Raw genomic sequence first — 20,683 nt, 5'->3', positions numbered from 1 at the left:
GTTGGGGATTATTCGTATATCTAGATTATTGTTAAAAATATATGGTGAATATTAACATTCGATTAACACCTAATTAACAATCTATCAAAACTGACTTAATAAATGCGTAATATAGTAAAGGTAACAAAATAACTAGGGTAGAGAACATTTGAGAACACCCGCTTACATATAACGTGCCACTTTCTTAGGTGTGCTCTATTTCCTAGAGTTCAAATAAGGAGAAAGGTGTTCTATGTAAGTAGGTGTTTTTAGTTTGGATAAAAATAGAAAAGCTAGGTGGAATAAATGTTCAAGGAACCTTATATTGCGATGATAAAGGATTGGAAAGAGTACAAAACATATAAAAAATTACCGAAAACAGTTTTTCTTATGACTGGTTCAATGCTGGAGCTACCAGAGCGTGTATATGAATTACAGAAGCATGGACATGATGTATTTCTTCATTGTGATTTTATACAAGGTTTAAATACAAATACAGAGGAAGCCCTTTTGTATATTCAAGATGTTATTGGGGCGCAAGGCATTATTTCAACAAAAGGCTCGACAATTCGAAATGCTAATAAAATTGGATTAAAAACGATTCAACGCATTTTTATTGTTGATACTTTGTCTCTTACAAAATCAATTGAGAATTGTAAAACGACTAAACCGAATGCGGTAGAGATTATGCCTGGTATTATGCCTTCCATTATTAAGCAGTTAGCAGAGGAAATAGAATTTCCTATTATTGCAGGCGGACTAATTCAAACACGAGAAGATGCGGAAATTGCTATTCGTGCAGGAGCAAGTGCGATTTCAACGAGTCATTATGAAGTATGGATACAAGAAGAAAAAAGGAGTGCAATCTTGTGATTGAATTGAAAAATGTTTCAAAGGTGTATAAAAATGCGGAAGAGACAGCGGTTAAAGGTGTATCGGTTCACATTAAGAAGGGCGAGTTTTTTGTTTTAGTTGGACCTTCAGGATGTGGGAAAAGTACACTATTACGAATGATCGCTGGTTTAGAAGAGATTTCCTCGGGAGATTTAATTATTAATGAACATGTTGCAAATGATTTAGAGCCGAAAGACCGTAATCTATCAATGGTATTTCAAAATTATGCACTATATCCACACTTATCTGTAGAAGAAAACATTTTATTCGGACTTAAGGTAAGAAAAGTACAAAAAGAAGAGCGACAAAAGCGATTAATGGAAGCAATTGAAATGGTAGGACTGAAAGAGTATGTGAAAATGAAGCCAGGACAGTTATCGGGGGGACAAAGACAGCGTGTTGCACTTGCTAGGGCAATCGTGAGTCAAGCACCGATCTGTTTAATGGATGAACCACTTTCAAATTTAGATGCGAAATTACGTGCGCAAATGAGGATTGAAATTAGAGAAATTCAGCAACGTCTAGGAATTACAATGATTTATGTTACTCATGATCAAATAGAAGCGATGACTATGGGAGATCGTATCATGGTCTTAAATAAAGGAAGCATACAGCAAGTTGGAACACCGCTTGATATATATAACGAACCAGCGAATGAATTTGTTGCAAGTTTTATAGGTTCTCCTTCGATGAATATAAATGATGGGGAAGTGGACAAAGAAAAAGGCGTATTACATATAGGACAATTGCAAGTTCCGTTATCTATTGGACAGTTAAAGCAATTACCAGAAGGAGCTATTCGAATAGGTATGCGTCCTGAACATATTGCACTGTCTGAGGAAGGGCAAGAAGTGACGCTACAATCTGTAGAAGTATTAGGGAATGAATCTATATTAAATTTCGCGGTAAATGGAACAACTTGGAGTGCGAAAGTCATTGGACAGCTACTCCTGAACAAAGGTGACAAAGTAAAATTATTATTCTCGCAAGAAAAGTTATGCTTCTTTCACCAAAATACGAATGAACGGTTAAAAGTGGTAGCTGAAGAAGAGTTGAAAGTGGTGGCGAAATAATGATTGAAGTAGGGAAGTTACCAGCTCAAGCAAAAGTGTCAAAAAAGAAGAATTTATGGAGTAGAACGAAAGATTTAAGAGTAGGATTATTGTTTTTGGTACCATCTATTTTACTGTTTTCAATTTTTCTTTTCTATCCACTATTTAGAACGATTTACTATAGCTTTTATTTAACAGATATACACGGAGAAGCTAATCTTTTTGTTGGATTAGAAAATTATCAATACCTATTTTCTGATCCTGCTTTCTACAAAAGCATAAAGTCAACTTTATTATTTGTTGTATATACAGTGCCTACGAGTATTATAATCGCTTTATTTCTTGCATTGATTGCAAATGGAAAAGTAAGGGGTATTGGGTTATTCCGTGTGTTATTTTCTTCCACTATGGGAATATCAGTAGCTGCTAGTGCGGTGATTTGGCTATTTTTGTTTCATCCAAGTGTCGGGTTATTTAATAATATATTAGCCTCTATGAATCTACCTGCAATCGCATGGTTAACGAGTCCAGATTGGGCGTTGTTCTCTGTATCGGTTACAACGGTTTGGGTGAATACAGGATTTGCATTTTTAGTTATATTAGGTGGTTTACAAAATATTGATACGTCTTTATATGAGAGTGCATCTATAGATGGTGCTAGCTATTTATATAAGCTTCGCCGTGTTACATTACCGATGCTATCACCAACTTTATTCTTTATCGTGACAGTAACGTTAATTAGTGCGTTTCAAAGCTTTGGACAAATTGATATTTTAACGCACGGTGGGCCAAATGATGCAACGAATTTAATTGTGTATTCGATTTATAAAGAGGCATTTGTGAATCATCAATTTGGAACAGCAAGTGCACAAGCGATGGTATTATTTATTTTCATTTTCATTGCTACATTACTTCAATTCAAGTTTGCTGAGAGAAAGGTGCATTATAAATGATCGTTAAACAGTGGAAACAAAATTTCCTATTATACATGCTGCTCATTATTAGTGCAGTAATGGTATTTTTTCCTGTACTCTATGCGTTTTTAATAAGCTTTATGACACCAGATGATATTCAAATGAGAAGGTTATTTCCGACCCAATTTACTTTTGATAATTTTATTAATATTTTTCAAAAAGTACCGCTTTTTACATACCTATATAACAGTTTAATCGTATCAACAGTCGTTATGATTGGACAACTTATCATATCAAGTTTAGCGGCTTATGCTTTTGTCTTTCTTCAGTTTAAAGGAAGAAATTTTATTTTCTTCCTGTTTATTTCAACGATGCTTATTCCGTGGGAAGCGACGATGGTACCTAACTTTTTAACGATTCAAAACTTTGGTTGGATCAATAGTTTTGCTGGGATGACAGTACCGTTTTTTGCAACAGCTTTCGGTATTTTCTTACTCCGTCAACATTTTATGACGCTTCCGAATGAACTGAAAGAAGCTGCTTTTATTGAAGGAATTGGAAATGTAAAGTTTTTATTTCGCGTCGTAATTCCGTATTGTAAAACGAGTTTTATTACGCTTGGAGTATATAGCTTTTTAACAACATGGAATATGTACTTATGGCCACTCTTAGTGACCACTGATGAAAAAGTGAGAACAGTCCAAATTGGTATAAAGCAGCTTCAGTCTCAAGAAGTTGCAACTGATTGGGGAAGTGTAATGGCCGGTGTTACGGTTATTGTAATTCCAACATTGATTTTACTATTTGTAGGGCAAAAGCAATTACAACAAGGGTTAACAAAAGGTGCAATTAAATAACGAAGAGAAGGTGAATGTAAAATGAATTTAGTTAAAAAAGGTGCTGTTCTATTAATGGCAGCAACAATGGCATTATCTAGTGCCGCTTGTTCAAATAGTAAAACGGAGGGGAAACCTGAAGCGCAGGCAAAAGTAGCACCAGTCGAAAAAAATGGGGATAAAACTGTAATTCGTTTCTGGCACGCGATGGGTGGAAAAACACAAGGTGTATTAGATGGACTTGTTGCAGACTATAATAAGTCACAAAATAAATACGAGATAAAGCCAGAGTTTCAAGGGACATATGAAGAGTCTTTAACAAAATTTAGAACGATGTCTGCTACGAAAGAAGCGCCAGCTCTTGTTCAGTCGAGTGAAATTACAACAAAATATATGATTGATAGCAAAAAGATTACGCCAATTGATAGTTGGATAAAAAAAGATAAGTATGATACTTCAAAGTTGGAAAAAGCAATTACAAATTATTATTCAGTTGATGGAAAAATGTATTCTATGCCATTTAATTCATCTACACCGGTATTAATTTATAATAAAGATGCTTTTGCCAAGGCTGGATTAGATCCAGAGAAAGCTCCGCAAACATATGCGGAATTAACAGAAGCGGCGAAAAAGTTAACGATTAAAGAAGGCGGAAATGTAAAACAATATGGATTCTCAATGCTAAATTATGGTTGGTTCTTTGAAGAATTGTTAGCGACACAAGGCGCTTTATATGTAGATAATGAAAATGGTCGTAAAGATGCTGCAAAGAAAGCGGTATTTAACGGTAAAGAAGGACAAAAAGTATTTGGAATGTTAGATGAATTAAATAAAGCTGGTGCACTTGGAAAGTATGGAGCAAGTTGGGATGATATTCGTGCCGCTTTCCAGTCTGGGCAAGTTGCTATGTATTTAGATTCTTCAGCTGGTGTTCGCGACTTAATTGATGCATCTAAGTTTAATGTAGGTGTGTCGTATATTCCGTATCCAGAGGATTCGAAACAAAATGGCGTTGTTATTGGTGGAGCATCATTATGGATGACGAATATGGTTTCAGAAGAAACGCAACAAGGTGCTTGGGACTTTATGAAATATTTAACGAAGTCAGATGTACAAGCAAAATGGCATACTGCAACAGGCTATTTCTCTATTAATCCGGATGCATATAATGAACCATTAGTAAAAGAGCAATATGAAAAATATCCACAGTTAAAAGTAACAGTAGAACAATTACAAGCGACGAAGCAATCTCCAGCAACTCAAGGAGCATTAATTAGTGTATTCCCAGAATCAAGGGATGCGGTTGTAAAAGCATTAGAAGCAATGTATGACGGAAAGAATAGTAAAGAAGCGCTAGATGAAGCTGCAAAAGCAACAGATAGAGCAATTAGTATTTCAGCTCGTACGAGTCAAAAATAAGAGAAAGCCGTATCCCAAAAGGATACGGCTTTTTTACAAGGAGATAAGGGATCAAAAAAATGAAGAAGTCTTATCTCTTTTATATGAGTAAAGGGTCTAGAATGAATCTTGTCCTTTTCATTATTTGTTTAACTCCATTGCAACTTGTTTGCCATTTACGAAAACCTCTGCCACTGCTACTACAACTTCCATCACTTTTTTCATTTCTCATCTCTCCTTGTTTTTTGTCTCATTTCTTACTTTTAGTATAAGGAAATATAGCAATTGTAACTATCGAATTGGATGACAAGAGACTTACATTGTTGTAAGGATAATCGTTTTATTTGTAAGAAACGTGATTTTGAATATGGATTCAGAAATTTCTGTTGTTTTGAACTATAATTAGAAAGAGAGTGGTTTAGAAAGAAGGGGATAATATGAAAAGGATTCTTGTTATTAGTGATATTCATGGAGAAATAGAAAAGTTCGAACAGTTATTGGAAGAAGCTCAATACGATGCAAGAAAGGATCAATTAATTTTATTAGGGGATTATGTAGATCGTGGTCCCAATGCGCGTGCTGTAATTGAAAAGGTAAAAGAGTTAAAAGAAGAGGGAGCCCTCGTCCTAAAGGGCAATCATGAAGATATGATGATTAAAGCGTTAACGACTGATGAGGAACGTTCATGGAACCATTGGGTAAAAAGGAATGGTGGAGATAAGACTTTATACAGCTATGGATTTGCAGAAAAAGATATTGTGGTTAATGAAGAAGCCTTCCAAAAACCAATTTTACAATCGAATGTTTTAAAGGAACATGTAAAGTTTATTCAAGAATTAGATCATTACGTTGAAATAGAAGAGTATATATTTGTACATGCTGGTGTTGAGCCATTGAAGCGAGTTTCGGAATGTGAACCATATACGTTAATGTGGATTCGTAATGAGTTTCATAATGGATATAGTGGCGAAAAGGTTGTTGTATTCGGCCATACGGAAACAAAAACACTTCATGGTAGTGAGAATTGCGGCGTGTATTTTGGTAGTAATCGTATTATAGGGATTGATGGCGGTGCTGTATATGGTGGCCAGCTAAATTGTTTAGAATTGCCGAGTAAAAAGGTATACGTAGTAAAAAGTTGAAAGAGATAAGGGGAGTCTTATTTCTTTCAATTTTTTATTAAGAAAAATTTAAGAAAGAATTTTTATAATAAATCTTTCAAATTTTATATTGAGAAAAACGTTAAAATATAATTATAAATAGGATTGAACATTATGGTGGAAGGTGAGAATATGCGCTTACTCGTAGTAGAAGATAATGCTTCTTTATTAGAGTCTATTGTCCAAATATTACGCGATGAATTTGAAGTAGATACAGCATTGAATGGAGAAGATGGATTATTTCTAGCATTACAAAATATATATGACGCCATTTTGCTTGATGTGATGATGCCAGAAATGGACGGTTTTGAAGTAATTCAAAAAATACGTGATGAAAAGATTGAAACACCAGTCCTATTTTTGACAGCGAGAGATTCTTTAGAAGATCGCGTGAAAGGCTTGGACTTTGGTGGGGATGACTATATCGTTAAGCCATTTCAGGCTCCAGAGTTAAAAGCGAGAATTCGTGCTTTATTACGACGAAGCGGTAGTTTAACAACAAAGCAGACTATTCGTTATAAAGGGATTGAACTGTTCGGAAAAGATAAAGACGTTCAAGTAGATGGACAAAGTATGAAGTTAACATTAAAACAATATGAGCTTCTAGAGTACCTTGTTCAAAATAGCGGAAAGATTTTAATGCGTGAACAAATTTTTGATCGTGTTTGGGGATTTGATTCAGATACGACAGTAGCAATTGTAGAAGTGTATGTACATCATTTACGTAAAAAATTAGAGCCATTCGGTTATCAGAAAGATATTCAAACTGTTCGAGGTATTGGATATATATTAAAAGAACAATGAAAAAGGGAAGCATGTTTCAGAAGACGCGTATTCGATTGACTATATTGAACTCATTAGTATTTATCATTTTGATAGGCGTATTAGGTAGTATTATTTATTCGTACACGTATAATCGTATTTATAGTGAAGTAGATACATCGATAGACAAAGCCGTTCAGCATAGAGAAAATTCAGATGATAAAAAAATAACTAAAAAAATTAGGGGATATCCTCCAATTGGGGATCCTAGGATAATGAAGTTAACTTGGAGTGGAAAAACTGTGGAGATAGGCACGGGAAATCCAAAATTCCGTCTTATTTTTGAAGAAAACTTAGAAATGTTTGCTCCAAAAAAGTCAGGTTCTTTGCAAGATATAGAAGTGCAAGGGCTATATTTTAGAACGTTTGCATTTCAACAAGATGGAAAAATAGTTCAAATCGTACGCGATATAACAGCTGAAGAAGAGATGCTAAATACTTTATTTTTAATTCTCGTTATTGGCTGTAGCATAGGAAGTCTATGTGCAATAGGAATTGGCTTTTTCTTAGCTGGTAGAGCACTCGTACCCATTCAAAATTCATGGGAAAAACAGCAACAGTTTGTTTCTGATGCATCACATGAATTAAGAACGCCACTTGCAGTCATTCAATCAAAGACGGATGTGTTATTCCAATCCCCATCCGCTACGATAGAAGAAAAAGCAATGGATATCTCTACAATTTCAAAAGAATGTAGGCGGTTATCGAAACTCGTTAGTAATTTATTATTGCTAGCACGTTCTGATTCTAATCAAATTGAGATGGATAAGAAAATATTTGAAATGGATAAATTGTTAGAAGAGATAGTAGATCCATATAAGGAAATTGCTTCCTATCAAGAAAAAGAGATGATATTGAAAGTGGAGCATGACGTATCATTTATGGGTGATAGAGAGAGAATCCATCAAATGATGGTCATATTGTTAGATAATGCGATGAAGTATACGAATGAAGGTGGGCATATACAAATCGATTGTACGCAAACGAATAGCTCGATTCGTATACGAGTGAAAGATGACGGGATAGGAGTGGAAGATGAGGACATCCCAAAATTATTTAATCGTTTTTATCAAGGAGATAAAGCGAGAAGTGCGTCAGAAGGAGCGGGATTAGGCCTTTCAATCGCGAATTGGATTGTAGAAAAGCATTACGGGAAAATATCAGTAGAGAGCAAATGGGGAGAAGGGACTTGTTTTGAAGTGAACCTACCTAAAAATCAAAGAATATGAGTTAGAAGGCGATCTTGTTTTTTACAAGGTCGTCTTTTTTAAGGGAAAGTTAAGAAACTATTTATAACATGTATTATATACAGAAAGTTCGTCGCATAAAGAAGCGATTATAAAAATGTATTTGAGCAGATTATATCGACCAAAATGTTATTTCAATTATGTATAGGGAATGATGAAAAAGAAAGTGTAAGAGGGAGGAATTAATTTTGAAAAAGAAAATGATGACGGTATTCACTATTGGAGTAATGAGCTTAAGCATACTAGGGGGTGCCTCTCCTTCTGAAACATCAAAAGGAAAGACAGATTACACGCAACGCAGTAAAGAGCAATTAAATAATGGAAAGATACATGCGGTGCATACAGAAGAAAAGGCGGAGAATCTAGGTATTGAAACGGAAGGAAAAGAACAAATTACGCTAGAAAAAGAAATCCATGAAACAGAAGTAGGAAGGGAAGCAGAACAGTTAGGCATTTCAATTGAAGGAAAAGATGTTGGAACTCTTACAGAAGAAATCTATGAAACAAAAGTGAAGCAAGAAGCGTTAAAGTTAGGCATATCTATAGAAAATACATCTATTGTAAATTTAATTACTCAAATTAATACGATTAAAATTAATGATGAAGCGGGTAAATTAGGTATTTCGACAAATGGAAAAGAAATAGAGGACATTGCGGAAGAAATCTACGGAACGAAAGTAAGAGAGGAAGCAGGGAAGTTAGGTATTTCACAAAAAGGAAAAGAGATAGAAGCGTTAGCGCAAGAAGTGTACGAAAAAAAAGTGCAGGAAGAAGCAAAAAATTATCATATTGATTTGTATGGTAAAGATATATATCAAGTATTAAGCGAAATTAATGAACAAAAAGTGCTACAAATGGCGGATGAGCTTAATATGGACAAAATGAATATGAACGTTCAAGAATTAGCAGAAAAAATAAAAAAGAATCAGCCTGAAAAAGGAAAAGAACTAAATTTTATACCGGTGATTCGAACGGATGCTGACGCGTTTTATTCTTATTTAACGAACTAAAAAGGGCGTGAGAGTGATACGGAGGTTTAAGTGGTATATATGTATAGTATTACTATCTATAGCAGTATGGAATGTATATACAAATGGAATTACAAAGTATATGGAGAAGTTAACATTCTTCAATATACAAAATGGAAAAGAAGCGGAATTTAGTAATAATGATGAAAAGATTATCTTATCAAATGTTCCTTTAATTCAGCAATTACCAGAGTTAGATAGAGGCTGTGAAGTGACGAGCTTAGCGATGATGTTACAATACGCAGGTATTACAGTGGATAAGATGAAATTAGCAAATGAAATAAAGAAAGTTGATTTTATGAAAGATGGTGTACGTGGGAATCCGAATGAAGGATTTGTAGGAAATATTTATACGTTTTCTGAATCTGGATATGGTGTATATCATGGACCACTCTTTCAATTAGCGAAAAAGTATTTACCTAACAAATCTGTGGACTTAACAGGAAAGAGTATAGAAGAACTTTATAAGAGTGTAAAATCAGGACAGCCGGTAGTCATGATTACAAATGCAACATTTGAGCCATTAGATGAAGATGAATTTACTACATGGGAAACAAATAGTGGAGATGTTTCTATTACGTATAATGAACATTGTGTAGTGCTTATTGGATATGATAAGGAATTTGTATATATTCGAGATCCTCTCGAGGATAGCCTAGATGTAAAAGTGCCAAGAGAAAACTTTGAAGAGGCATGGGTACAAATGGGGAGTCAGGCAATTAGTTATGTGAAAAGCTCTAAATGAATTAGTAAAGAAATAGATGTAAAGAATTGTAAGGGAAGTTTTTGTTAAGAAATAAGAGAACTTCAGCTTATTATATAAGCTGAAGTTCTCTTATTTTTTATGATTAAATCTTTAGAAGTAGTGAATATGAAAAAACGCATAATTGACAAAAAAAATACATGTTATCATTATATATTGTTTTATATATGTTAATTGTATAAAATTACACAAGTATTCACATTACATAAAGGAGGCTTATTATGCAAAAAATATTTAACTGGGTTAAATGTATGAGTATCAAGAAAAAATTAATCATTTCATTTTTTCTTATTTTAACTATACCAGGACTTATTATCGGTGGTGTTTCATATCAAACTGCCAAAACAAATTTTGAACAACAAATTACAGGTAAAGCAAAGGAAAACATTTCGATTTTAAATACTGTTATTTCTCAAAATATAGAAGAGAAATTTGTTGATGCAGCATACTTTGCAGACGTCTTAACAGAGGATACATATCCAAACGGACAAGAAGAAATAGTAAGAACGAAGTTAGCTCAATATATAAAACTCCATCCAGAAGTAGAAGGTATTTATATTGGAACACAGACGGGAAAGTTTATAAGAGAACCATTTATCCAAATGGCTGATGGGTATAATCCAACAGATAGATCTTGGTATAAAGAAGCACATGAAAATAAAGGGAAAGTAATTGTTACTGCACCATATCAATCAGCATCTACTAAAAATATGGTAGTGACAATTGCTAAAGAAGTAAAAGATGGTAAAGGTGTTATAGGAATTAACTTAAATTTAGATAACATCTTAAAAATTTCCAAAATGATTAACATTGGTGAAAAAGGTTATGCAGTTATTCTAGATCAAAATAAGCAAATTGTTAGTCATCCATCTAGAAAACCAGGTGCAAAAGTTACTGATCCGTGGATTAAACCAATTTATGAAGAAAAACAAGGAAATGTGTCTTATACAGAACAAGGTGATAAAAAGAATTTAATCTTTGCAACAAATGAGAAAACAGGATGGAAAGTAGTTGGAGTTATGTTCGACGAAGAAATTACTCAAGCTGCGAATCCAGTGTTTTATAAGACTTTGATTGTCATTGCTATCGCTATTGTATGTGGTAGTGTATTAATTTATTTCATTACAAAGTCTATTACAAGACCATTAAGAAAAATAGCTGACTCGGCACATAAAATTAGTAAGGGAGATTTGACAGAGAAAATTACAATCCATTCCAAGGATGACATAGGGAAATTAGGGAATTCATTTAATGAAATGTCTGCTTCTTTACAAGATGTGATTACTCAAATTAGTTTTTCAGCAGAACATGTCGCTGCATCGGCTGAAGAGTTAACAGCGAGCGTACAGCAAGCAAATGATGCGACAGATCAAATTACAATTGCAATGGAACAAGTATCAGGTGGGGCTGAATCACAAAGTCAAGGTGTTGAAGAAGGTGCGGCTACATTACAACAAGTAAATACAGCAATTCAAGATGTAACTGGAAGCGCGGAATCCATTTCTATCTCCTCATTACATGCGAGAGAAAGAGCTGAAGAAGGGGAAGAATTGGTTGAACAAACAGCAAAACAAATGCAGTCTATTTCTAGATCGGTATCCGAGTCAGATGCTATTATTAAACTTCTTGATGAGAAATCAAAGCAGGTAGGAGCTATTTCTGAAGCGATTCAAAACATCGCTACTCAAACGAACTTATTAGCTTTAAATGCGGCTATTGAAGCGGCAAGAGCAGGTGAACAGGGCCGAGGGTTTGCTATTGTAGCTGATGAGGTTAGAAAATTAGCGGAGCAATCAGGAGAATCATCTGGAGAGATTGCAAATTTAATTGCAGAAATTAAGGCGGATATTGAACATACTGTTAAGGCGATGGATAATGTGAATGGAGAAGTTCAACAAGGCCTTGATGTTGTAACAAAAACGAAAGCAAGTTTTACGGAAATTTTAAGTTCTACTACACATATTGTTTCTCAAGTTAATCAAATGGTAGAAACAACGAAGAGAATTGCTGGAGATGCAAATGAAGTGACAAATGCTATTGATGAAATTGCAGCGGCTGCAGAAGAAAATACAGCTAGTATGCAAAGTGTTGCTGCTTCAACAGAAGAACAAGTGAATTCAATGGAAGAAATTAGTTCAGCTTCGCAAAACTTAGCTGGGATGGCCGAAGAACTACAAGCCATGACTAGTAAATTTAAAGTATAATAACAGCAGATAAGTAAGGTGATATTATTTTCACCTTACTTATTTTTCTATTCAGCAATTAGGGGAGTCATTAACGGGATGAAAAAAAGAAAAAGACTATGGAATTTATGGAAAACGATTACATTGTTAGTTTGTACAGTTGTAATTTTTTCTTTACTTGTGACAGATATATTAATTAGTCATAATGTAGAACGGACGACGGAGGATAGCCAAGCAGAGAAAGCAAAAACAATTGCACACATTGTGGCGAATGATTCAATTGTAATCGATGGTTTGATTGGGAAAGCAGATACTTCTGCAATCCAAACGTATACAAATAGAATATTAAAAAACACAGGTGTTCAATTTATTGTAGTTATGGACATGAATGGAATAAGAAAATCACATCCAAATCCTCAAAAAATAGGCCATCATTTTATTGGGGGAGATGAAGGGCCTGCATTGAAAGGAAAGGAACATGTATCGCTGGCAGAAGGAACTTTAGGTATTTCAATGCGAGTGTTTGTACCTGTATTTTCTGAAACAGGTGAACAACTTGGAGCGGTGGCCGTTGGTATTTCAGCAGATAATGTAAAAGAGAGAGTTAAGGAAAGTAGATATATCATTTACATTGGTGTCGGAGTTGGAGTACTAGTCGGAATTATAGGAGCAATATTATTAGCTAGACATATAAAGAAAAGTTTATTTGGTCTTGAACCTCACAGGATAGCGAAAATTCTTGAAGAAAGAAATACGATGCTACAATCTGTAAAGGAAGGTATTATTGCTGTAGATAAAGAAGCTAATGTAACTTTAATAAATAATGAGGCAAAACGATTGTTTAAGAAAAGTGGACTTGAAGAAGATTTTATCGGTAAAGATGTTGAGTTGTATATGCCTAATTCACGTATAAAAGAAGTATTACAAACGGGAGAGGTACAATTAAACGAAGAACAAAATATTTATGGAATTACGATTGTGACGAATCGTGTTCCTTTATATGTAAAAGGAGAAATAGTTGGTGCAATTGCAACATTTCGTGATAAAACAGAGGTTAGAAAATTAGCAGAAGAATTAACTGGTATTAGACTATATGCGGAAGCATTACGGGCACAATCGCATGAATTTATGAATAAAATGCATGTCGTATTAGGACTTACACACATGAAGCAGTATGAAGAATTACAGAAATATATAAGCGGTATGGTATCAGAGCATCAATATGAAATTGGTGGGGTTATGGAGAGAATAAAAAGTCCAGTATTTGCTGGTTTTTTACTTGGGAAACTTAGCTATGCTAGAGAGAAAAATATAAAATTAATCATAAGTGAAGATTCTTACATGCCGGAAATAGATGATGAAAGTATTATTCATGAACTAATTACGATTGTCGGAAATTTAATTGATAATGCATTAGAGGCAGTGACGAATTGTGAAAAGAAGCAAGTTGAACTTGAGATACAATATGGGGATACATTAATCATTACAGTACAAGATACGGGGAAAGGTATACCAGAAGAAGAAATAGGGGCATTATTTACGAAAGGTTATTCCACAAAGGGAGATAACCGTGGTTATGGTTTGTATCTTGTAAAAGAAAGTATACAGCGAATAAATGGGGAAATTCATATGCATTCATTAGTAGGAAAGGGAACAACGATAACAATTGAAATACCTAAAGGTAGGGATGAGAGGCAAATATGATTAAAGTTTTAATTGTAGAAGATGACCCGATGGTAGCAATGTTAAATACGCATTATTTAGAGCAAGTAGGAGGGTTTGAACTTGTTCAAGCAGTTAACTCCGTTAAAGAAGCGATAGAAGTATTAGAGGAATCACGAGTAGATTTAGTATTACTTGATATTTTTATGCCTGAAGAGACTGGATTTGAGCTTTTAATGTATATTCGGAACCAAGAAAAAGAAATCGATATTATGATGATTTCAGCTGTACATGATATGGGGAGCATTAAAAAAGCATTACAATATGGTGTAGTAGATTATTTAATTAAACCATTTACATTTGAACGATTTAAAAAGGCGTTAACTATATATCGAGAAAAGCTTACTTTCATGAAAGAACAACAAAAAATTAGTCAATCGGAATTAGATTCGTTAATTTTGCAAAAAGAAAAAAGAGAGCCTACTGTCACTAAAGAGCTTCCGAAAGGATTAACGAAGCAAACGATGCAATTAATTTGGCAGAAGATTGAGTCGCTGAATGGACGAGCATTTACAACAGAGGAAATGGCGCAATTAGTTGGTGTTTCAAGGGTTTCTATTCGAAAGTATGTAATGTTTTTGACTGAAATTGGAGTATTAGAAAACGAAATGGTGTATCAACATGTAGGAAGACCAGTGAGTAAATTAAGATGTATTGACCAAAATAAAATAGAGTTTTACGTATAAGCGACTTATTATAAGTCGCTTATACTTTTTTTAATTACAAAATCAATTACAAAACTTACAAAAACTATTTTTACTATTGAAAGCGTTTTAATATTGTTATTAAGAAAACAAGGAGGTGCCATATGGGAATTCAAAAGAATGTGGAAGCGGTATCATTTTCTGGAGAAAATGAAGTACAAAGAGAATCTTTCGCTTCTAAAATTATGAATGTAAAAATCGGTGTTATACCTTTACCGTTATATGTAGTATTGGCTGCTATTATTTATGGGGCATCTGTATATAATAAATTGCCAGCAGATATGATTGGTGGATTTGCAGTTATTATGATCATGGGTATTTTCTTAGGCGACATTGGAATGAGAATTCCAATTTTAAAAAATATCGGCGGTCCGGCAATACTTTCATTATTTGTTCCATCATTACTTGTATTTTTTAACTGGATGAATCCAGCTTCAATGGAAGCTGCGACTATGTTAATGAAAAAATCGAACTTTTTATATTTATATATTTCTTGTTTAGTAGTCGGAAGTATTTTAGGAATGAATCGTAAAGTATTAGTACAAGGTTTCGTTCGTATGTTTATACCTTTAGTAGTAGGGACGTTAGCTTCTGTAGCAGTAGGATTATTGGTCGGTTCACTATTTGGATTTGAAATGAAGCAAACATTCTTCTTCATCATCGTACCAATTGTGAGTGGTGGTATTGGGGAAGGGATTTTACCATTATCGCTAGCTTATAGTGATATTTTAAATGAATCATCAGCAACGTTTGTATCACAACTTATTCCAGCGGCTATTATTGGAAATATGTTCGCAATCGTGAGTGCAGGATATATGAAGCGTTTAGGTGAGAAGAAACCGGAGCTTAGTGGTAACGGTGTATTAGTGAAAACAGACAATCAAGCAGAGTTATTAAAAGAACAAAATACAGAGAAGCCAATTGACTTCTCATTAATGGGAGCAGGTTTATTAATTGCGTGTACGTTCTTCATCTTCGGAGGATTTGCTTCTAAGTTCATCGGTATTCCTGGGGCAATCATTATGATTTTCTCAGCAGCACTTGTGAAATACTTTAAATTAATGCCAGCAAAAATGGAGCAAGGAGCATTCCATTTATATAAATTTATTTCAAAGAATTTAACTTGGCCGTTAATGGTTGGACTAGGATTGCTATATATTCCGCTAAAAGACGTAGCAGCAGTTCTTTCAGTAGGATATGTTGTTGTGTGCGCATCAGTTGTTCTTACAATGGTAGCATCAGGTTTTCTTGTAGGGAAAGTGATGAAAATGTATCCAGTTGAATCAGCAATTGTAACGGGATGCCATAGTGGTTTAGGTGGAACTGGAGATGTTGCTATTTTATCAGCTTCAAATCGTATGGAATTAATGCCGTTTGCGCAAATTTCAACACGTTTAGGCGGGGCAGCAATGGTTGTAACGGCGACAATTTTATTAAAAATGTTTTCATGATCAAACAAGCTAGCTATATTCATATAGCTAGCTTGTCAAATTAAGGGGAGATTATAAGTATGTTAGAAAATCAAATTAATGAAAGATCATTGTTATTACATAAAGAGTTAGTAGGGAAAATTGAGATTACAAGTAAGGTAGAAGTAAATTCAGCGGATGATTTAAGCCTGACATATACACCAGGTGTAGCGGAGTCCTGTAAAGCAATTGCGGCGGATGAAGAAACAGTGTATGACTATACAGCACGTGGTAATATGGTTGCAGTTGTCTCAGATGGAACAGCGGTACTCGGTTTAGGAAACATTGGACCGAAAGCGGCTATGCCTGTTATGGAAGGGAAAAGTATATTATTTAAAAAATTTGCGAATGTAGATGCTTTCCCGTTATGTTTAGGAACAACGGATGTGGATGAAATCGTTACCCTTGTGAAAAATTTAGAGCCTACGTTTGCAGGAATCAATTTAGAAGATATTGCAGCACCGCGTTGTTTTGAAATTGAAAAAAGATTAAAAGAAGAAACGAATATTCCTGTATTCCATGATGATCAACATGGAACAGCTATTGTCGTCTTAGCAGCTGTTATTAATGCATTAAAAGTTGTTAGCAAACAAATGGATAATGTGAAAATTGTTATTAACGGTGCGGGTTCGGCAGGAATTGCAATTGGAAAATTATTATTAAAGGCTGGTGCAAAGCACATTACGTTAGTTAGCTTAGAAGGTATTGTTTGTGAAGGTGAAGCATGGATGAACGAAGCACAAATTGAAGTTTCAAAAAAGACAAATCGAGAACATGTGCGTGGAACGTTAAAAGAAGCGATTCATCAGGCTGATATCTTTATCGGTGTATCTGCACCTAACGTATTAACGAAAGAACTTGTACAGACGATGAATGAGAAAGCAATTGTGTTTGCAATGGCGAATCCAGTTCCAGAAATCTTCCCTGAGGATGCATTAGAGGCTGGGGCAGCTGTAGTAGGAACCGGGCGCTCGGATTATGCGAATCAAGTAAATAATGTATTGGCGTTCCCAGGAATATTCCGCGGTGCGTTAGATGTGCGCGCGACTGATATTACAGAAGAGATGAAATTAGCGGCAGCATATGGGATCGCTAACATCATTGCGGACGAAGAACGTAATGCGAATTATGTAATCCCGAATCCATTAGATAAAAGAGTTGTTCCGAGTGTTGCAGAAGCAGTAGCAAAAGCAGCCATTGATTCAGGAGTGGCACAGATTACGAAAATGCCAAGTTATTAATAGTTAAAAGCAGTGCCTAAAAAGGCACTGCTTTTTTGAGGTAAGAAATTAAAATAATGAAGAAGTGTAGAATTATTGATGTTCCTCCACTATTCATCTCGTTATTTGCTGGCAGTAAGACTCCCGCTCAAAATTCAGTGGGTGCAAGGAAGTATATTAGTTTTATTAACTTACTCAGCAGTAATTACAAACTGATCATAATATTTTTCATTCACATATATATTTAATACCCATAATCCAGATGAAGGTAGTGACATAGTGAGAGGGAGTTCGTTTGTAGTAGAATCGATTGTATTTGAAGCAGTCCAAGTTTGTTTGGAAGTTTCTTGTTGAAAGAGTACTTGTGTTGGAGTTACAGATCCTTGTTTTAGCGCAATAATAGATAATTTTCCTGTTGGCATTTCAGGATCTAGAAAGTACCACATTATTTCATTTTGTTCATTTGCGATAATAGGGCTATCAGCCATTGCGATTTTTTCTTCGATACCTTTTAACGGTATTTTTCCTTCTACGAAGGATGGGGCTTCTTCCCAATTTACATCTTTTAAAACACTAAGATGAAAAAAGGAAGGTGCGTTAATTTGAGAGGATGACGTTTCTAGTATTTCTTTTTTAGGTACATTTGAATCGGGTTGCACTTGCGCACAGCCAGTAATGAGAAAGGAGAAAAGTAGCATAGTTCCGATTTTTTTCATGGTGCCACACTCCTAATTTTTATTGTTAGTGTAATTGTATTTGCTAGAAGGCGGGACAATTCCTTTAAAACGTTAAAAGAGGCCGTAAGTTTTGTACGACCTCTTTTGACATTTTTTATATTTGCTCAGTTGAAAAGGTGGGTTCTCTCTCTTTTTGAGGCATTGTTAAGAAAATAACCGAAAGAACGATACATACGCCGCCTAATAATTGATAGGATCCAAAGGGTTGATTTAGCCAAGTGATTGAAACGATGGCAGCTACTAGCGGTTCAATGCTAGATAAAATGCTTGTTTCTGTAGCTGCTAAATATTTCAGACTACCGATATAAAGGAGGAAAGAAAGAGTGCCACTTATGATGATAAGAATAAGCATAGAAAAGGTTTTTGGTGTAAAAGTTTGTGAAAGCTGATTCCATCCAAACGAGCGATTACAAATAAGCAGGGCGATGCCACCGATTAACATCCCCCAGCCAATTACTACAGTTGTACCGCATTCTTTAATAAGAGAAGCTGGATGAAGGGTATAAAATGCAAATCCAATTGCTGTTAATAGGCCAAAAATAATGGCTTCTTTCGATAAAACGATATTTTCAATTGAACCGTTTGTAATAATAAAGTACGTCCCCGTTAGCGCAGTTATAATTGCGAGTAGTTGCATAGAAGCAGGGAATTTTCTTTGCTCAAATGCAACATAAATAGTAATAAGAACAGGACCAAGAAATTGAAATAATGTCGCTGTGACCGCGTTACTAATATGAACCGTTTCGATAAAGGCGTATTGCGCACCGAGCATGCCCAGAATAGAGAAAATAATAAGTTGTATAGCATATCTAGGGTGTTTCCAAATTTGAAAAATATTTTGTTTCTTTATAAGTAAGAAAAATAAAATAAATATTCCAGCAAGCAACAAGCGAATTGTTAAAAAATCGATTGATGATACGTTAGTATGTTGAAATAGCCACTGAATCATCGGGCCAGATAATCCCCATAAGGTAGCTCCTGTAATAATCATAATGAGTCCAATCCGTCTACTTTTGTTCATGATCATGCATCTCCTCTCGAGTATTTGATTTTTTATGTGTGACATGATAAAAGGAATTATATATAACTTCTGGCACTGTAAAAAGTATCAGATTTTAGTTTTATTAAGGGGTCAGATATTATGTTAGAATTAACGCCTAATTTAAATACGAAAAGTAAAATAGCATTGTATGTGCAATTGTATGAGTATATAAAAAAAGAGATTAAAGATGGAACGATTGTCCCTTTTACGAAATTACCGGCTAAGCGAAAGTTAGCGATACATTTACAAGTAAGTAAAAATACAGTAGAGGCAGCGTACGAACAATTACTTGCAGAAGGTTATATTGAGTCGATATCGAGAAAAGGTTATTTTGTATGCAAGATTGAGCAAATGGTTCATGTAGAGGATAGCGGAGAGAGAATAGAAGAAGTACCGTTTCAGGAGAAGAGTTATAAATTTGACTTTACACAAACAGGAATTGATACAAATGCTTTTCCATTCAATATGTATCGGAAAATTGTAAATGAAGTATGGCAGCCGCATAATAACGAACTTCTCTTTCTAGGACACCCTCAAGGGGAAGCGAGCTTAAGAGAAGAGATTACGAATTATTTGTATGAATCTAGAGGTGTGCGTTGTTCAGCTAGTCAAATTGTATTAGGAGCGGGAACACAAATATTAGTGAAACTATTGTTTCAATTGTTAAAGGGAAGCAATTATGCAGTTGAAAACCCAGGGTATCATAGGAAGATGGTTGTTTTTGAACAGGGAGAAGCAAGAGTCCAAATGTTATCTTTAGATAGAGATGGAATTTGTATTGCAGATTTAGAAAATAGCAATGCGAATGTTGTATTTGTTACACCTTCCCATCAGTTTCCGTATGGAATGATTATGCCCATTACGAGAAGGATGCAGCTTTTACAATGGGCAAAGAAAGAAGAGAGTAGGTATATTATTGAAGATGATTATGATAGTGAATTTCGCTATTCTGGAAAGCCTATACCGGCGCTGCAAGGGTTAGATACAGAGGGGAAAGTTATTTATATGGGGACGCTATCTAAAGCATTATTGCCATCGCTACGGATGAGTTATATGGTGTTGCCGAAGAAATTAATTAAAAAGTATCAACAGCAATATTTATTTTATACACAAAGTGTTTCAAGGATGGACCAAGAAGTGATAAGAAGGTTTTTAAATGAAGGCTATTGGGAAAAACATATTCATAAAATGCGTGTCGTCTACCGGAAAAAGAGGGATCGACTTGTTTTTGAAATAGAGAAGTATTTCTCTAATCGTGTTGAAGTGATAGGGGAAGATTCGGGATTACACATTTTATTAAAAGTGCATAATGGAATGCGAGAAGAAGAACTAATTAAAGAAGCTGCAAAATATAGTATTAAAATATATCCTGTTTCTACGTACTATAAAGATGGTACTGCACCTGAAAATGTAGTTTTACTTGGGTTTGCGATTTTATCAGAAGAAGAAATTGCGAAAGCGATTCAACTATTAAATACAGCGTGGTTTAGAAGAAAGTAAAAAACATCCTCAT

Annotated in this window: 18 protein-coding genes and 1 pseudogene; 17 read left to right on the top strand and 2 right to left on the bottom strand. The window is 34.7% G+C overall.

Annotation, left to right across the window (positions count from 1 at the left end; genetic code table 11):
- Positions 1–285 precede the first annotated feature (285 nt).
- The 16 genes and pseudogenes from QCI44_RS25425 (at position 286) to QCI44_RS25355 (ending at position 17,412) form a co-directional block, all read left to right on the top strand.
- A complete protein-coding gene (locus tag QCI44_RS25425) occupies positions 286–852 on the top strand; it encodes a glycerol-3-phosphate responsive antiterminator (RefSeq protein WP_088083202.1) in 567 nt (188 codons plus the stop codon).
- Complete coding sequence (locus QCI44_RS25420) at positions 849–1,946, top strand: ABC transporter ATP-binding protein (protein ID WP_142291955.1); 1,098 nt, start codon at positions 849–851, stop codon at positions 1,944–1,946. Before QCI44_RS25425 ends, QCI44_RS25420 begins: the two co-directional genes overlap by 4 nt.
- Positions 1,946–2,878 carry a carbohydrate ABC transporter permease gene (locus QCI44_RS25415; protein ID WP_088083204.1) on the top strand — a complete coding sequence of 311 codons (933 nt, stop codon included), beginning with the start codon at positions 1,946–1,948 and terminating at the stop codon, positions 2,876–2,878. The genes QCI44_RS25420 and QCI44_RS25415 overlap by 1 nt, the downstream gene beginning before the upstream one ends.
- Complete coding sequence (locus QCI44_RS25410) at positions 2,875–3,696, top strand: carbohydrate ABC transporter permease (protein ID WP_088083205.1); 822 nt, start codon at positions 2,875–2,877, stop codon at positions 3,694–3,696. Before QCI44_RS25415 ends, QCI44_RS25410 begins: the two co-directional genes overlap by 4 nt.
- Positions 3,697–3,717: 21 nt before the next feature.
- Positions 3,718–5,094: an ABC transporter substrate-binding protein gene (locus QCI44_RS25405; protein WP_088083206.1), complete on the top strand. Its 1,377-nt coding sequence runs from the start codon at positions 3,718–3,720 to the stop codon at positions 5,092–5,094.
- Between the two features lie 416 nt (positions 5,095–5,510).
- Entirely contained in the window at positions 5,511–6,215 is a 705-nt protein-coding gene (locus QCI44_RS25400; protein WP_016133574.1) for a metallophosphoesterase family protein, read from the top strand.
- A gap of 150 nt (positions 6,216–6,365) precedes the next feature.
- The gene (locus QCI44_RS25395) at positions 6,366–7,037 is read left to right on the top strand and encodes a response regulator transcription factor (protein ID WP_001238626.1); all 672 of its coding nucleotides are present in this window, start codon (positions 6,366–6,368) and stop codon (positions 7,035–7,037) included.
- A gap of 11 nt (positions 7,038–7,048) precedes the next feature.
- The gene (locus QCI44_RS25390; RefSeq protein WP_016089377.1) at positions 7,049–8,284 is read left to right on the top strand and encodes a sensor histidine kinase; all 1,236 of its coding nucleotides are present in this window, start codon (positions 7,049–7,051) and stop codon (positions 8,282–8,284) included.
- Positions 8,285–8,490: 206 nt separating this feature from the next.
- Positions 8,491–9,312, top strand: a complete 822-nt coding sequence (locus QCI44_RS25385) for a hypothetical protein (protein ID WP_016089376.1) — start codon at positions 8,491–8,493, stop codon at positions 9,310–9,312.
- A gap of 13 nt (positions 9,313–9,325) precedes the next feature.
- Positions 9,326–10,075, top strand: a complete 750-nt coding sequence (locus QCI44_RS25380) for a C39 family peptidase (RefSeq protein ID WP_016089375.1) — start codon at positions 9,326–9,328, stop codon at positions 10,073–10,075.
- Positions 10,076–10,314: 239 nt separating this feature from the next.
- A pseudogene (locus QCI44_RS30660) lies at positions 10,315–11,358 on the top strand (HAMP domain-containing protein); the annotation flags it as partial.
- Positions 11,350–12,297, top strand: coding sequence for a methyl-accepting chemotaxis protein (locus tag QCI44_RS30655; RefSeq protein WP_437435021.1), 948 nt, complete (start codon positions 11,350–11,352; stop codon positions 12,295–12,297). The pseudogene QCI44_RS30660 and the gene QCI44_RS30655, both read left to right, overlap by 9 nt.
- A gap of 78 nt (positions 12,298–12,375) precedes the next feature.
- Positions 12,376–13,980 carry a sensor histidine kinase gene (locus QCI44_RS25370; protein WP_016089373.1) on the top strand — a complete coding sequence of 535 codons (1,605 nt, stop codon included), beginning with the start codon at positions 12,376–12,378 and terminating at the stop codon, positions 13,978–13,980.
- Positions 13,977–14,684, top strand: coding sequence for a response regulator (locus QCI44_RS25365; RefSeq protein WP_016089372.1), 708 nt, complete (start codon positions 13,977–13,979; stop codon positions 14,682–14,684). Before QCI44_RS25370 ends, QCI44_RS25365 begins: the two co-directional genes overlap by 4 nt.
- Before the next feature lie 122 nt (positions 14,685–14,806).
- Positions 14,807–16,153: a 2-hydroxycarboxylate transporter family protein gene (locus QCI44_RS25360; protein WP_016133577.1), complete on the top strand. Its 1,347-nt coding sequence runs from the start codon at positions 14,807–14,809 to the stop codon at positions 16,151–16,153.
- Between the two features lie 59 nt (positions 16,154–16,212).
- Entirely contained in the window at positions 16,213–17,412 is a 1,200-nt protein-coding gene (locus tag QCI44_RS25355) for an NAD(P)-dependent malic enzyme (RefSeq protein WP_016133578.1), read from the top strand.
- Positions 17,413–17,582: 170 nt separating this feature from the next.
- On the opposite strand, the gene QCI44_RS25350 is transcribed toward QCI44_RS25355, so the two are convergent.
- Together QCI44_RS25350 and QCI44_RS25345 are read right to left on the bottom strand one after the other, a co-directional pair.
- Positions 17,583–18,107, bottom strand: a complete 525-nt coding sequence (locus QCI44_RS25350) for a DUF4871 domain-containing protein (protein ID WP_016089370.1) — start codon at positions 18,105–18,107, stop codon at positions 17,583–17,585.
- Between the two features lie 115 nt (positions 18,108–18,222).
- Complete coding sequence (locus QCI44_RS25345; protein WP_088083208.1) at positions 18,223–19,149, bottom strand: DMT family transporter; 927 nt, start codon at positions 19,147–19,149, stop codon at positions 18,223–18,225.
- A 120-nt stretch (positions 19,150–19,269) separates the two neighbouring features.
- On the opposite strand from QCI44_RS25345, the gene pdxR reads away from it, so the two are divergent.
- Positions 19,270–20,670 (top strand): MocR-like pyridoxine biosynthesis transcription factor PdxR, encoded by a 1,401-nt coding sequence (pdxR, locus tag QCI44_RS25340; RefSeq protein WP_016089368.1) that lies wholly within the window; start codon positions 19,270–19,272, stop codon positions 20,668–20,670.
- The last annotated feature ends 13 nt before the right edge of the window (positions 20,671–20,683 follow it).

The organism is Bacillus cereus group sp. RP37 (assembly GCF_040459695.1).
In the GTDB taxonomy this organism is placed as follows: Bacteria; Bacillota; Bacilli; order Bacillales; family Bacillaceae_G; genus Bacillus_A.
Note: the sequence above shows the minus strand (reverse complement) of the source record. Positions and strands in the feature narration are given on the sequence as shown.